Raw genomic sequence first — 13,137 nt, 5'->3', positions numbered from 1 at the left:
TGAATAAAAAAGAGTTTCGCAAGCGAAACTCTCCGCCTGCGGCGGGCCGCGCAAGCGGCATCTTCCTTTCCGCCGCCGTGCGATCCCCGCGGAGCGTTTCTTATTTCATAGGAGCACTTTCCTATGAAATAAGAAAAAAGACCTCAAATCGCTGATTTGAGGTCTTATGGTCAATTATTTAGATACCGGAACGACAGAAACTTGTTTCTTGTCTCTTCCTTTTCTTTCAAATCGAACGATACCGTCTGATGTAGCAAACAAGGTATCGTCGCCTCCACGTCCAACGTTTACACCAGGGTGAATCTTTGTTCCACGCTGTCTGTAAAGAATGTTGCCGGCTTTTACAAACTGTCCGTCGGCTCTTTTGGCACCCAGTCTCTTGGACTCGGAATCACGGCCGTTCTTTGTGGAACCTACCCCTTTTTTATGAGCAAAGAATTGAAGGTTCATCTGAATCATGGTATTACACCTCCTTGAAATTCAATCGGATATAACCTCGGTTATAATGTTGAGCTTCTACTGCTTTCAAACCCAATACCAGAGCATCCATCAGCAGAACTGCCTGACTACCCGGCGTCTTATTGAATTTTACAGCCATTAAACCTCTGGATTCATCGGTTTTACATTTCAACGTCTCTTCTGTCAAAGATTCAATCGCATTAAATGTATTTGTAATCAGCACGGATACCGCAGCGCAGACCACATCACTTCCATAACGGGCCGCACCGGCATGTCCCAGCGCTTTCAGACCGATATAATCCTTATTTCTGTTTTTATAAATCGTTATTCGAATCATGATTAAGCATTGATCTTATCGATCTTAAGTTCGGTATACTGCTGTCTGTGACCGTTTTTCTTATGATAACCGGATTTTCTCTTGTACTTGTAAACGATAACTTTTTTTTCTTTACCATCGCCTACAACGGTAGCATTTACAGTTGCACCGTCTACAGTGGGATTTCCGACCTTCAAACCGTCATTGCTGACTGCGAGAACCTGGTCAAACGTATAAGTAGAACCAGCTTCAACACCGAGTTTTTCTACACGGATAACATCGCCTTCTGCTACTTTGTACTGTTTACCGCCTGTTGCAATAATCGCGTACATATTGGCACCTCCTATATCCATTACTCGCCAACTATGGTGGATGAAATTTTATTTAAAAATACCATCACTTATAACCTCGTTGCGCGGCACACTGGTATAGTCTACCATGATTTGGTATCACTGTCAAGAGATTTGAAATTTATATTATCACGTTTATTATTATTAAAGGTCCGGAGCGCGGAGGCAAGGGGCGGCTTAATTGATGGGTACGTTTCATTAACTCCTAGTTTAACATAATATAGTTTAAATATACAAGAGTACCAGAGCAGGGCTGATAGGGGAGAGGCGGTCTTGTCGCGGCGGGCGGATCTTCTCGTGAGGGCAAATCGCTTGAGACCGGATCTTAGAACGGGTTACGCAGATGGCGGGAGAACCTCGCATGGCCTGGAACACTGTTCGAGCCGTATTTTTGGCGAGTTTGTTCCAAGCCATGCCAATAAGAGGTTCTCACGCCATCGGAGTTACCCGTTCTTAGGTCCGGCCGAAGCGATTTGCCCTCACGAGAAGATCCGCCCGCCGCGACAAGACCGCCTCTCCCCTATCAGCCCGGCCCCCCCAGCAAAAAAAGGCCGGCAATTGACCGGCCTTACGAAGTAGATTACTTTTTCTTTTTTGCAGCCATCCAGGCTTTGGCCGCTTCGGCTCCGACTCCGATTCTGGAGATATAATTCATATAATCACGCTCGGCGATCAGGCCTCTCTCGTTGGTCATGTCCTCAGAGATATCAGCGACTCTCTTCACAACGGACAACATTTCTACCGGCATCATGGCCAGCTTTCCGGCCAGTATCATAACTTCTTCCAGAAGCTTATCTGCGGGAACCACTTTCTGGACCAGGCCAAGCTGGAACGCAAGCTCAGGCGTGATGGAATCGCCGGTCATGGCCAGATATTTGGCCCATTTGGAACCGGCACATTTGGCTATTTTGGAGATCCCGCCGCAGATCGGAATCGCACCGATCTTGATCTCAGGGAGCGCCAGCTTCGTGCCTTCGGCTACATACATCATGTCACACATGAGGGCTAATTCAAAGCCTCCACCCATGGCTACACCGGATACCGCGGCGATGACCGGTTTCTTGCACCGGGAGATCTCTCCGACACATTCCTGCATCAGTGCGGTCCAAACGTCTCCGTCTGTGACCGCACCGCTGGTCATATACTTGATATCGTCTCCTGCTGAAAATGCCCTCTCGCTTCCTTTGAGAACGATTACCCGGATATCGGAATCATCCCCGGCCTTGATGATGGCGGCTTTGATATCCTGGAAGGATATATTGTTAAACGCGTTCAGACATTCCGGCCGATTCAGGGTGATTACGGCGATTTTATCTTGTTTCTCATATATTAATGTTTCATATGCCATTCTGGTACAACTCCTTTCTGTTTCGGGCGACGCTATTTTTTACAGGCTGCTATTTTTTTATAAGCTGCTATTTTTTATCCTGTTTCGCCAGCTTTTTGGCGATCAGATCATATTGAATGTCGGAAGTCAGATCACCTACGGTTGTGCCCATGGCGTCTCTCATATAATGGGCGATGCCGGTATCTTCACAATAGCCCAGGCCGCCATACAGCTGGACGCATTCCCTGGTACAGTCTACGGCGGTTTCTGTTACGAAAGCCTTTACCATGCGGATCAGCGTATTATCCGGGCGGTTTGCCTCGATCAGAGTGGATACGTCATTGATAAAGGATCGGCATACTTCGATCTTAGTCTTGATTCTGGCCAGTTTATGGGCGGCTACCTGCATTTCGATGATCGGCCGCATCTTGTTGGTACGGATATTCAGATATTCACGGGTCTTCTCGTAAGCTCCTTCCATCGTTCCAAGAGCCACGGCCGACATATGCAGATAACCGGCAGCCAGGTTCGGCAGATAGCTTGAAACGATCAGCTGGTCGGATACGGGGATGCGGACATTATGTAAGGTGATCGTTCCGTTGCTGGCTCCGTTCATACCCATTTTCCGTTCAATATGTCCGCTGCCGAAACCGGGGGAATCCTTTTTTACGAAAAAGTCGCAGGGCTTTCCTTCACACAGGCCGGATACCATGTAGTAATCCGCTGCGTGGGAATTCGTCACAAATAATTTGGTTCCGTTCAGAACGAATTCGTCACCTTCCCGGACTGCCAAAATCGGCCATTCTGCCATATTCAGCACACCGGCCGGGTCCGTCTGGGCGATGGCACCCACTTTTTCTCCACTGATTAATGGCTTGATATATTGCTTATGCTCCGGATTCGCACTGCAGCACAGGAACAGAGGAAGGGTCATGCTGACCATCATACTGCATCCTAGAGCAGGGCATTCTTTGGAGATTTCCTCCAGAATCAGCAGCGAGGAATTGATGTCTAATCCCGCTCCCCCGAATTCTTCCGGGACATCTGCGCCGATAAAACCTAACTCTCCGCAGCGCTTGTTCAGATCAAACGGAAAGGTATTGCCCAGATCCACTTCCATGGCGCGGGGACGGATCTCTTCCACCGCGAACTGACGGACGGTCTGCATAATTAATTGCTGTTCATCTGTTAATAAACGCCCCATAACATAAAAACCTCCTTATTTTCGCTTTTTGGTTTTGCCTGTTTCTCACGTGAAATTATGTGAAAATCCTGTCAAAACAATTATATAGCGAAAAGAAGGAGGTGTATAATACTCGAAACTTGTATGTGCCATAGGCCGAAGATATACCATAAGGAGCAGCTATGCTGCGACCCCGCCCGCAGAGCATGTATTAAGGGATGCTGTAAAGTATACCCTATCTGGCTTCCGGCACGGGCACGAATTGATATAAATTAGTTTGTTTGTACTTCTTTGCAATTTTTTTCATACAGTCGAGAAATCCGTTTTCCGGAATCGAATATTCCCTTCCCTTTCTGCTGATTACACCGACAATCAGGGATTCATTCAGGTCTGCGATCTCTCGCACTTTTACAAGACCCATTTGGATAAAAACATTATTGATGGCAAAGGAGTTGGGCAAAACCGCGATCCCGTGATTGCTTGCCACCAGATTCTTAATATTTTCGCTGTCATTCAGCAAATATAAGGACTGGCTGCCGCCCTGATGACTGATATTGGCAAAAGAATTTCCGTTCAGGACCGTATTATAGCGGAAATCATCATAGGTAATGATCGTTTCCTTCTCCAGGTCTTTCAAAGTAATGTATTCCTTATCCGCCAGCGCATGGTTTTTATTGACATAGGCGCAGATGCCATTGGCAAATAAAGGGGTAAAATGCAGGTCCGCATTTTTGATGTGCTGTTCATAGGCATCCCTGTATTTTGCGCCGATCCCCAGTATGCCCACAAAGGCGGACGAATCCATCAGGCCGTTGATCATATCGATATTCTTTTGCTCCACCACCACAAGATCTATTTTCGGGAACCGTTTCTTCATCTCGAACATCGTCTCGATAATCAGCCAGTTGCAAAACAAAGGGACGCACAGCACCTGCAGTGTAGCCACCTGATTTGCCACCTCATTATAAGAGATGGCCATGATATCATCCACTTCCCCCAGTACCTTCCGGGCCTTCTGGATAATCTGCATCCCGAATTCCGTGGCGGTCACACCGTCCCTGCCGCGTTCAAACAAAGAGGCACCCAATTCTTTCTCCAAACTGGAAATCGAATTGCTCAGCGAAGGCTGTGACATAAATAATTTTTTAGCCGCCCTGGAAATGGATTTTTCCTCGTACACGGTCAAAATATAACGCAATTGCTCGATCCGCATCTCTTTCACCCCATATTCCTATAACCCGCCTGTTTCCAATCCCAATTACTTCAGAACCGGCCATAGCCGCAGACTATACCCATCTTTATTTTACCATCGAATGGCGGTAACAGCAATCGAAACTCTATAGGAAATTAATAGAGAAACCCACTCCCATGGCAGACCGGGCAGGCCTGCGTCAGCTGCTCGCCCAGTGGCCTTCGGATCTTTTTACGGGTTAATTCCACCAGATTCAATTTACTGATTCCCACCAATGAGGTTTTGACGGGATCCTGCTTCAGGGCATGGTGAAAGGAGTCCATCAGCATCTGGCGGTCTTGGCTTCGTTCCATGTCGATAAAATCTACGATAATGATACCGGACAGATTCCGGAGTCTTATTTGTCTCGCAATTTCTTTCGCGGCCTCCAGATTGATCTTTAAAAATGTGTCCTGCATTTGCTTATGTCCGGAGAATTTACCGGTATTGACATCAATGACTGCCAGGGCTTCTGTCTGCTGAATCACCAGATAAGCACCGGATTTCAGCCATACCCGCTCTTTTAACGCATCCTGTAAAGCAGACTCCAGATTATACAGCTTTATTAAGGGGAAGGGATCGTGGTATAGCTTCAGCTTTTTCTGATCTTCCGGTTGTTTACATGACAAATATGACAGCATTTCTTCATACAACGCCGGATCATCGGTCAGAATTTCATCCAGAGATTCCATATACGTATCCCGTAAATGAGTCATATGTCCTTCCAACGCTTTGTGAAGCAGGGAAAAACACGGACGGTGTGCCGCAATTTCACAAAGCTCCCGGTATTGGCCGGTAAGTTGCCGGATCTCCTTGCGCAGTTCTTCCTCGGAGGCGGCTTTGGCATTGGTTCGTACCACAAATCCATAATCCTGGGCGGCAAAAGGCTCTACCAGCGCTTTCAGTTCCGCTTTCCTGTCTTCCGGAATCTTGGCGGATACACCGATCCGTTGACTGCCCGTGGTCAATACCGCATATTTTCCGGTGAAATTTAGGTTGGTGGTAACCACAGGAGCCTTTGTTTTAACTGCTTCCTTGCTGACCTGAACCAGCAGCTCGTCCCCAACCTTCAATGTGTTCCCGGTTTTGACGGAAGTAAAGATCGGATTTTTCAGATCCTGAAAAGCCAGATAACAGATGACCTGATTGCTTATTTCCACAAAGGCGGCCTGGATGTTTTCAACGATATTCTTGACGCGTCCGATATAGATATTTCCCAGCAATTGCCCTGCTGTCTCCTCCTCGCATGTTAATTCCATCAAAATACCGTTTTCATATAACGCGGATATAATGCGTGGCTTTTCCCGCAGATGCATTTTAGTAATTATTAACTTATTCTCCAATGTTATCACCTAACGCTTCCAAGGGAAGCAGACTGTTTTCCATCCAGGCATAGAGATCTTTTCTGTGAATCTTTATCCCAAACGGCGGAAATTCAATACCGATAAAGGAGGCAAAGGCTTTCATAACTAATTCAGGTTTCAGATTATCCGCACTGCCGGCAGATAAACGCATAGATATTATGTCGCCTTCACATAAAGCCAGAGTGTGGATTAATGGCTTTATGTCAACTACCGTCTCGCTTTTCTTTGTCTTTTTCAAAATTGGTATTTCGGTCTGAGAAAAGAAATCATGCAGCCTGTCCTGCCATGCGAGGGCAGGCGCGCAGCCCTCCCGGAAACTTACGAGATAGTCAGCCGCTGCTACTAACGACATGGCGTTGCCCGCATCTTCGGGGAGCAGCCGGTAACTGAATACTTTCATTCCTTCAACCATAACGTCATTTAATCGCCGGACGGCCTCCTCACTTGAAAGGCACTCTCCCGCCTCGATATCCATGTATTCCCCGCCGCTGGTTAGCCCGACACCCAGAGGGGACGCAAAGGACATGATCATATGCGGGCTGTAGCCACCGGAATAAGAGATGGGAATGCCCGCCCTGCGCATGGCTTTCTGGAAATACCGCATAATATCCAAATGCCCGATGAATTTCATGGCACCATACTTGCCGAACTTAATTCTGATTTTCAAAACAGACACCTCCCCCATAAACAGCTGCGCCACATCCGGAACATTTTTCCCGGCAGTTGGGCGTAACCGTTTCCTGTGCAGCTCTCTCCCATTCTTTCCAGAGATGGCGTTTGGTCACACCGATCCGGATAAAATCCCATGGGAATATTTCGTCTTCCTTCCGTTCCCGTACTGTATAGAAGTCCACATCCAGACCACAGTCTTCAAATGCTTTCATCCAGCGCTCATTGTCAAAGTATTCAGACCAGGCGTCGTAAAGGGCTCCTCGTTCATAGGCCAGTTGAATGGCCGCGCCGATCTTCCGGTCCCCTCTGGCAAAAATACCTTCCAGCACAGTGACATCCGCTTCATGCCAATTGTATTTAATGCTTTTCCGGTTCAGCTGGTTTTTAATCTCCAGGTTAACGGTTCTGGCTTTGGATAAGAATTCTTCTTTTGTGCACATTCTGGCCCATTGGAACGGAGTAAAGGGCTTGGGAACAAAAAATGAGGTGCTGGCGACGATCTGGCATTTACCGGAACGGTTTTCTTTCGGAACTGTATCATAATAAAGTTCCGCGATTTTTTCCGAAAGATGCGCAATACCGCGGATATCCTCCTCGGTCTCCGTCGGAAGCCCCAGCATAAAATACAGCTTGACCCGGTTCCAGCCGCCCATAAAGGCGAGCGCGGCGCCGTTTAAGATATCCTCCTCGGTCAGGCCCTTGTTAATAACATTGCGCAGGCGCTGGGAACCGGCCTCCGGCGCGAAGGTCAGGCTGCTTTTCCGGACGTCCTGTACCTTGCTCATGACATCCAGGGAAAAGGAATCGATCCGAAGGGACGGCAGAGAAATGTTGATTCCCTGCCCCTTGAATTCTTCAATCAGGAACTGGACCAGTTCCTCCAGCTGTGTATAATCGCTGGAGCTTAAAGAACTTAGGGAAATTTCTTCATGGCCGGTGCTTTTCAGCATTTCATAAGCATATTGCTTCAGAACTTCCAGATCTTTTTCCCGGGTCGGGCGATATAGCATTCCGGCCTGGCAGAAACGGCATCCCCGGATGCAGCCTCTTTGAATCTCCAGAACCACCCGGTCCTGAGTCACCTTAATAAACGGTACGATGGGCTTCATCGGATATGGAAGCGGGGTCACATCCAACGCCATCTGCTTTTCGATTACTTCCGGTACTGCCGGGCGCACCGGACGGAACTTGTCCACCGTACCATCTTCCAAATAGGTAGTTTCATAGAACATCGGTACGTAGATTCCCGGTATCTGTGCGGCGCGTAACAGAAAGTCCTGTCGTGATCCGCCGTTTTTCTGATGGTCCTTATAGGTATCCAGAAGCTGGTCATATACCGTCTCCCCTTCTCCGATGTAAAACAGATCGAAGAAATCCGCCAGCGGCTCCGGATTATACGTACAGGGGCCGCCGCCGATCACGATGGGATCTTTTGATGTCCGGTCCTTAGCTTTCAGTGGAATTCCGCTTAGATCCAGGATCTGAAGGATATTCGTATAGCACATCTCGTACTGTATTGTGATGCCCAGGAAATCAAAATCCTTTACCGGATCCTGTGACTCCAGCGCGAACAGGGGGATTCCTTTTTCCCGCATGATCCGGTCCAGATCCACCCAGGGCGAATATACCCGTTCACACCAGGTATCCTGCCGGCGGTTAAATAAATCGTATAGAATCTGAATGCCCAGATGGGACATCCCGATCTCATAAACGTCCGGGAAGCACATACAGAAACGGATATCTATCTGATCCAGATCCTTGTTTACCGAGTTCACCTCGTTTCCGATGTAACGCGCAGGCTTTTCTATCGTCAGTAGTATTTCATCACTTAAAGCTAGTTTTTTCATCTTATCCCTTTCAATACCTGTTTCTTTCCAATTAGATACAATCTAAGTTATTATATACATTTTAAGTGAGAACTTCAAGTGCAGGATTACATTCGCGGATAGAGGAATGGTAGCTTGTTGAAGAACCGTCAATGAAAAAAAGAACCGCCAATGAAAGGAAAGGATTATCTATGAAATGGAATATTTACATCAGACAATTCTGCAAAACCTCAAGCAATCGGTTTATATCTATGGGCTTCGCAATATGATCATTCATACCGGCACTTCGGGCTTTGATCACATCGGCGGCAAAGGCGTCCGCCGTCATTGCCACTATGGGGATTATCTGCGCATCGCTGCGCTCCAGACCGCGGATGGCACTGGTGGCATCGTAACCGTTCATAACCGGCATCTGGATGTCCATCAAAATAGCATCATAGTAACCGGGATCTGAGGCTTGAAAAACTTCCAGGGCCATCTGTCCGTTTTCAACTGTTTGTACAAAAAGGACAGGGAGAAGTACGGCCCTGAATGATTTCATAACATTTGCAGCCGAGCACTGAATCAGGCGGTTGGCCCAGTGTCTCGCAGGCGTTTTTATTAAGATACAGCAGTTCATATGTCTCTAAATCGCAGACATAAGCGTTTCCTATATATTCATCCAGCATCCATGAAAAGTAACTGGCCCGTTTTTTTAAACTCTCTAATGAATCCATTCTAATCTCCTTTGGTCCAAATAACTGATTCCTTTTTTGGGTGTTCCGGCCAGCGAGTTTATTACGATTCAGCCATGCGTCACCTTGTTCACACACCAATTTATAATGTAAAGTATTCCTGGAGCAGCTATAAGAAGCCGTCCCAGATCTGTTATTCCCTTGGTATGGAGCTTCTGACCGGTATCAGCCGGGGAGATTATCCGGCCGGGAGCTTTTTGCCTTCCCTTGAAAAATTGGCAAAAGAAAAAAAGGTATCCATTAGTACGGTCCGCCGTACACTTCTGCTGCTGGGTTATATTGGGGCGACCAGATCGGTGAACGGAGTCGGTACACTGGTTATGTCTTTGGATAAAAGTGCGGATAACTGCGACTTTACCCAGCCGATTGTCAGAAAACGGCTGATGGATTTTGCGGAGAGCCTGCATTTCCTGGCATTATCCTGCAGAGCAGCTTTTCTGGGGATATCCCATGCGGAGCATGCATGGGGATCAGAAGACGATCAACGAATTCTATCAGCCCTATTATGATGCTTTGCTGGATTCTATAGAGCGATGTGATTCGGAAGGATATGCCGAAATATTGGAGGCAATTATGATGTATGAAATCCGGTTTGCAGTGGAACAGCTTGTAAAACTTGGCATCATGGAAGCGGCTGATCTGGTGCTGCCGTAGATAATACAAAGCGCTGTGTGGGGTACCCAAACTCCACCAGCAGCTCGGCCTCGGCAACCTGAAACGCAAAACAGCCGCATTTAATCAATGGATTTCCACCACTGATCCTGATATGAAGATATTTTACTGTAATCCACACGCTGGCCAATCATAGGAGTCGCCTCCTGCATATTTTGATCTGCGGCGATCTGCGCTGTCCTGCTGACTGGTTCATCCCATGCGTGGTTCGCTAATACAAATGCCCCCCAGTGGACGGGGATAAACCATTTCGCATTGACATCCGCAGCAGCCTGAACGGATTCTTCCGGGAACATGTGAGTGCCGGACCAGCCGTTATCATACTGACCGCTTTCAATGAGAGCTAAATCAACCTGACTGAATCTTTCGCCGATTTCCCGAAAGGCGTCACAATATCCAGAATCACCGGTATAGTATACGGAATGCGTATCATTCTGAAAATAATAGCCTGTCCACCAGGTCGTGTTCGATAGAAGTGGATTTCTGCTTGAATAGTGCTGGGCCGGTGTCGAAGTAAACGTAATCCCATCAAGAGACACTTCATCCCACCAGGATACCACATGTATCTTATCTTCCCCGATACCCCAGCCAAGCAGATAGCTCTCTACCCCTAAAGGGACAATATAATTTTTAACTTTCCCATCGATTGTCATCACTGTTTGATAATCTAAATGATCATAGTGGTCATGGGAAATCAATAAGACATCAATATCGGGAAGGTGTTCTGGTTCAATTGCCAGCTCGGAAAAACGTTTGCTCCCTGTAAAAGTAACTGGGGATGCGTATGTTTTTAGTACCGGATCAATCAGAATATTTTTATTACCCATCTGGACAAGCGTGGAGGAGTGCCCCAGCCAGGTGACATACATTTTTCCCTCTTCTGCGTCAGGAATGCTTTCCGATTTTATAACGGGAACTATATCGGCTGGCTTCGCTCTGTCGCTTTTCTTATTGATTGTTCCCGTAATGGTTTTGAAGCTTTTTTCTGCATTCGAGAACTTCTTCCCATCAAAATGTATCGTCCGTTCTAGGTAGGAAGCTCTCTGTGCTACAGTTGGCGTCTTTCCGATCCCTGGGTACAGGTATAAAAATAGTAGGGCAATGAATAGAAGGACAAGAATGGCGGCAAAAATAATCAGAACTAGTATTCCAAGTTTTCCTTTCATAGCTGCCGCCCATCCCCTTCTCCTTCTTTAAGCTGCGTGCAGTAGAATTGTCTAGCAGCTGCTGACGTATCGTTGATAAAGATCCTGAAAGACCTGTATATGAATCTGTTCATCCAGTATAATCCGTTTGAGATTTTCTACTATATTACAGTCTTCTATATGCTCTATCTGATATTGGTATTTCTCAATCGCCTTTTCCTCACCCTGGATCGCATTCGTCAGCAGCTTGGATAATTCCACGGGATACTGGTTGTATCGGGGAGTCCAATAGACCATTTGATTTCTGGAACGGGTCCAGAGTCTGGGATCCACTCCCAGCTGTAACGCCAGGGTGCCAAAGATCTCCAGGTGATGCATTTCCACAATACTAACATGATGGAAACAGCTGGCTATCTCAGCACAGGAAGCAGTCCGGAGATGATTGTAAAAGTACAGGCTGACCGCCGATATCTCAGAATTATTTCCGCCCACATTGTCCAACATAGCAAATGCATAGGTACGGTTCTCACACATTGCTTTTACAGGAGGGTAAGGCAGTTTCGCTTGATATAGGGGGCCTCCCTCTAATCCAGATTGTGCCTGCTGAGGCTGTTGTTGAGATTGCTGCCGCATCTGCTGATGCTGTTGCTGGGATTGCTGCTGCATCTGCTGAGGCTGTTGCTGGGATTGCTGCTGCATCTGTTGGGCCTGCTGCTGCATATGCTGCATCTGTTGGGCCTGCTGCATTTGCTGCTGCATCTGTTGGGCCTGCTGTATCTGCTTCTGTGCTTGCTGAGCCTGTTGTATAAATTGCTGCTGGGTAACATATTGTTGTTGCTGCGCGTGCTGCTGTGGAACATGCTGCTGAGACTGTGAAGGCGGCTGTGTATGCGATGAGGCAGCAGAGGCCTTCTGACAGTTGGAATCCGGCATTTGATTTCCTTCCATAGTTCATTCCCTTTCCTGATGAATTATTCTATTATCACCATATGAAAGGGAATGGAGATTTAGACCTGTCATAAGCTCCAGTCTGCAGCGCCTCTATATCGATCAGTTCACCTCTGATCTCTAATTACGGTTAAAAGAATTTATGCATCAACGCATTATGCATCCAATTCTTTTTTCTCTGCCATCCCGACGAAGAATTTTACCATCACCGGTATATATGTGACACTGAAAATCAGAACCGCCACGACTACAACCGTTTTCTTATGCTTCTCGGACACAGCGGCGCCAATGAGAATGCCAAGAGCCAGTAAACACAGTTTTACTAGCGTCATATCGCTGACATCCATAGACTGAATATACTCCTTTGCATAACCCAGATACTTTTTTACAGCCTCCCATACATTTTCCATCTGTTCTACCTTCCTTTCTCCGGCATCCTCAGGCAAATAATTTTCCAACGAGAGCATTCACCAGTTTTCCATCAGCCCTGCCCTTTACTTTGGGCATTAATTCTTTCATGATACGGCCTTTATCTTTTCCTGTAGGTTCCGATATGCCAAGTTCTTTAAGTACATTCTGAATCACAGCCTGAATCTGTTCTTCGTTCATTTCCTCCGGAGCGAATTCTTTATAGACGGCCAGTCTGGCCCGGCATTCCTCCAGGATATCGGTTCTGTCAGCAGGACAGGAATCCATGGTTTCCTTTGTCTGCTTGATTTCTTTAGCAATTACCGCGTTCTCTTCGGCTTCGGTAAGATCTTCTCTTTTATCGATCTGGACATTTTTCAGCGCACTTAAAAGCATGGAAAGAGAATCCTTGCGGCTCTTATCCTTATTTTTCATGGCAGTAACCATTTCCGCGCGTATCTCATCAATTTTACTCATAACAGACACTCCTTCTTAAGTGATA

16 protein-coding genes and 1 pseudogene are annotated in these 13,137 nt (G+C 47.0%); 3 read left to right on the top strand and 14 right to left on the bottom strand.

Annotated features, from left to right (window positions below; genetic code table 11):
* Positions 1 to 174: 174 nt before the first annotated feature.
* The 10 genes and pseudogenes from rpmA to KTH90_RS14330 all read right to left on the bottom strand — a co-directional run.
* The gene (gene rpmA / locus KTH90_RS14375) at positions 175 to 459 is read right to left on the bottom strand and encodes a 50S ribosomal protein L27 (protein WP_158344223.1); all 285 of its coding nucleotides are present in this window, start codon (positions 457 to 459) and stop codon (positions 175 to 177) included.
* Between the two features lie 4 nt (positions 460 to 463).
* Positions 464 to 796: a ribosomal-processing cysteine protease Prp gene (locus KTH90_RS14370; protein WP_158353953.1), complete on the bottom strand. Its 333-nt coding sequence runs from the start codon at positions 794 to 796 to the stop codon at positions 464 to 466.
* Positions 797 to 798: 2 nt separating this feature from the next.
* Positions 799 to 1,107 carry a 50S ribosomal protein L21 gene (gene rplU / locus KTH90_RS14365; protein WP_158353952.1) on the bottom strand — a complete coding sequence of 103 codons (309 nt, stop codon included), beginning with the start codon at positions 1,105 to 1,107 and terminating at the stop codon, positions 799 to 801.
* Between the two features lie 598 nt (positions 1,108 to 1,705).
* The gene (locus KTH90_RS14360) at positions 1,706 to 2,473 is read right to left on the bottom strand and encodes an enoyl-CoA hydratase/isomerase family protein (protein WP_158353951.1); all 768 of its coding nucleotides are present in this window, start codon (positions 2,471 to 2,473) and stop codon (positions 1,706 to 1,708) included.
* A 67-nt stretch (positions 2,474 to 2,540) separates the two neighbouring features.
* On the bottom strand, positions 2,541 to 3,656 hold the full coding sequence (locus KTH90_RS14355) for an acyl-CoA dehydrogenase family protein (RefSeq protein WP_158353950.1): 1,116 nt from the start codon (positions 3,654 to 3,656) through the stop codon (positions 2,541 to 2,543).
* Positions 3,657 to 3,870: 214 nt separating this feature from the next.
* Positions 3,871 to 4,848 carry a LysR family transcriptional regulator gene (locus tag KTH90_RS14350; RefSeq protein WP_238726988.1) on the bottom strand — a complete coding sequence of 326 codons (978 nt, stop codon included), beginning with the start codon at positions 4,846 to 4,848 and terminating at the stop codon, positions 3,871 to 3,873.
* A 134-nt stretch (positions 4,849 to 4,982) separates the two neighbouring features.
* Positions 4,983 to 6,209: an Rne/Rng family ribonuclease gene (locus KTH90_RS14345; protein WP_238726972.1), complete on the bottom strand. Its 1,227-nt coding sequence runs from the start codon at positions 6,207 to 6,209 to the stop codon at positions 4,983 to 4,985.
* A complete protein-coding gene (locus KTH90_RS14340; protein ID WP_334300915.1) occupies positions 6,199 to 6,906 on the bottom strand; it encodes a TIGR03936 family radical SAM-associated protein in 708 nt (235 codons plus the stop codon). The genes KTH90_RS14345 and KTH90_RS14340 overlap by 11 nt, the downstream gene beginning before the upstream one ends.
* On the bottom strand, positions 6,881 to 8,749 hold the full coding sequence (locus tag KTH90_RS14335; RefSeq protein WP_238726970.1) for a TIGR03960 family B12-binding radical SAM protein: 1,869 nt from the start codon (positions 8,747 to 8,749) through the stop codon (positions 6,881 to 6,883). Before KTH90_RS14335 ends, KTH90_RS14340 begins: the two co-directional genes overlap by 26 nt.
* Before the next feature lie 184 nt (positions 8,750 to 8,933).
* A pseudogene (locus KTH90_RS14330) lies at positions 8,934 to 9,230 on the bottom strand (response regulator); the annotation flags it as partial.
* Between the two features lie 288 nt (positions 9,231 to 9,518).
* Here KTH90_RS14330 and KTH90_RS14325 point away from each other — a divergent pair.
* Positions 9,519 to 9,971: a GntR family transcriptional regulator gene (locus KTH90_RS14325; protein WP_158353939.1), complete on the top strand. Its 453-nt coding sequence runs from the start codon at positions 9,519 to 9,521 to the stop codon at positions 9,969 to 9,971.
* Positions 9,913 to 10,116 (top strand): hypothetical protein, encoded by a 204-nt coding sequence (locus tag KTH90_RS14320; RefSeq protein ID WP_158353937.1) that lies wholly within the window; start codon positions 9,913 to 9,915, stop codon positions 10,114 to 10,116. Before KTH90_RS14325 ends, KTH90_RS14320 begins: the two co-directional genes overlap by 59 nt.
* 80 nt (positions 10,117 to 10,196) lie before the next feature.
* Here the strand turns inward: KTH90_RS14320 and KTH90_RS14315 are convergent, their stop codons facing one another.
* Both KTH90_RS14315 and KTH90_RS14310 read right to left on the bottom strand, forming a co-directional pair.
* On the bottom strand, positions 10,197 to 11,300 hold the full coding sequence (locus KTH90_RS14315) for an MBL fold metallo-hydrolase (RefSeq protein WP_238726969.1): 1,104 nt from the start codon (positions 11,298 to 11,300) through the stop codon (positions 10,197 to 10,199).
* A 51-nt stretch (positions 11,301 to 11,351) separates the two neighbouring features.
* The gene (locus KTH90_RS14310) at positions 11,352 to 11,813 is read right to left on the bottom strand and encodes a ferritin-like domain-containing protein (RefSeq protein ID WP_238726968.1); all 462 of its coding nucleotides are present in this window, start codon (positions 11,811 to 11,813) and stop codon (positions 11,352 to 11,354) included.
* Positions 11,814 to 11,894: 81 nt separating this feature from the next.
* Here KTH90_RS14310 and KTH90_RS14305 point away from each other — a divergent pair, with 81 nt between their 5' ends.
* Positions 11,895 to 12,155 (top strand): hypothetical protein, encoded by a 261-nt coding sequence (locus KTH90_RS14305; RefSeq protein WP_238726967.1) that lies wholly within the window; start codon positions 11,895 to 11,897, stop codon positions 12,153 to 12,155.
* A 227-nt stretch (positions 12,156 to 12,382) separates the two neighbouring features.
* On the opposite strand, the gene KTH90_RS14300 is transcribed toward KTH90_RS14305, so the two are convergent.
* Together KTH90_RS14300 and KTH90_RS14295 are read right to left on the bottom strand one after the other, a co-directional pair.
* Positions 12,383 to 12,637, bottom strand: a complete 255-nt coding sequence (locus KTH90_RS14300; protein ID WP_238726966.1) for a permease of phosphate ABC transporter — start codon at positions 12,635 to 12,637, stop codon at positions 12,383 to 12,385.
* 28 nt (positions 12,638 to 12,665) lie between these two features.
* Positions 12,666 to 13,112 (bottom strand): GatB/YqeY domain-containing protein, encoded by a 447-nt coding sequence (locus KTH90_RS14295; protein ID WP_158353931.1) that lies wholly within the window; start codon positions 13,110 to 13,112, stop codon positions 12,666 to 12,668.
* Between the last annotated feature and the right edge of the window lie 25 nt (positions 13,113 to 13,137).

The sequence above is a fragment of the Diplocloster modestus genome (genome assembly GCF_019042245.1).
Lineage (GTDB): Bacteria > Bacillota > Clostridia > Lachnospirales > Lachnospiraceae > Diplocloster > Diplocloster modestus.
This window is presented reverse-complemented; position numbering and strand designations above follow the sequence as displayed.

Coding starts and splice junctions, on each gene's coding strand:
- rpmA (WP_158344223.1), bottom strand. CDS start 459: ATGATTCAGATGAACCTTCAATTCTTTGCTCATAAAAAAGGGGTAGGT.
- KTH90_RS14370 (WP_158353953.1), bottom strand. CDS start 796: ATGATTCGAATAACGATTTATAAAAACAGAAATAAGGATTATATCGGT.
- rplU (WP_158353952.1), bottom strand. CDS start 1,107: ATGTACGCGATTATTGCAACAGGCGGTAAACAGTACAAAGTAGCAGAA.
- KTH90_RS14360 (WP_158353951.1), bottom strand. CDS start 2,473: ATGGCATATGAAACATTAATATATGAGAAACAAGATAAAATCGCCGTA.
- KTH90_RS14355 (WP_158353950.1), bottom strand. CDS start 3,656: ATGGGGCGTTTATTAACAGATGAACAGCAATTAATTATGCAGACCGTC.
- KTH90_RS14350 (WP_238726988.1), bottom strand. CDS start 4,848: ATGCGGATCGAGCAATTGCGTTATATTTTGACCGTGTACGAGGAAAAA.
- KTH90_RS14335 (WP_238726970.1), bottom strand. CDS start 8,749: ATGAAAAAACTAGCTTTAAGTGATGAAATACTACTGACGATAGAAAAG.
- KTH90_RS14325 (WP_158353939.1), top strand. CDS start 9,519: ATGCGTCACCTTGTTCACACACCAATTTATAATGTAAAGTATTCCTGG.
- KTH90_RS14320 (WP_158353937.1), top strand. CDS start 9,913: ATGCGGAGCATGCATGGGGATCAGAAGACGATCAACGAATTCTATCAG.
- KTH90_RS14315 (WP_238726969.1), bottom strand. CDS start 11,300: ATGAAAGGAAAACTTGGAATACTAGTTCTGATTATTTTTGCCGCCATT.
- KTH90_RS14310 (WP_238726968.1), bottom strand. CDS start 11,813: ATGTGTGAGAACCGTACCTATGCATTTGCTATGTTGGACAATGTGGGC.
- KTH90_RS14300 (WP_238726966.1), bottom strand. CDS start 12,637: ATGGAAAATGTATGGGAGGCTGTAAAAAAGTATCTGGGTTATGCAAAG.
- KTH90_RS14295 (WP_158353931.1), bottom strand. CDS start 13,112: ATGAGTAAAATTGATGAGATACGCGCGGAAATGGTTACTGCCATGAAA.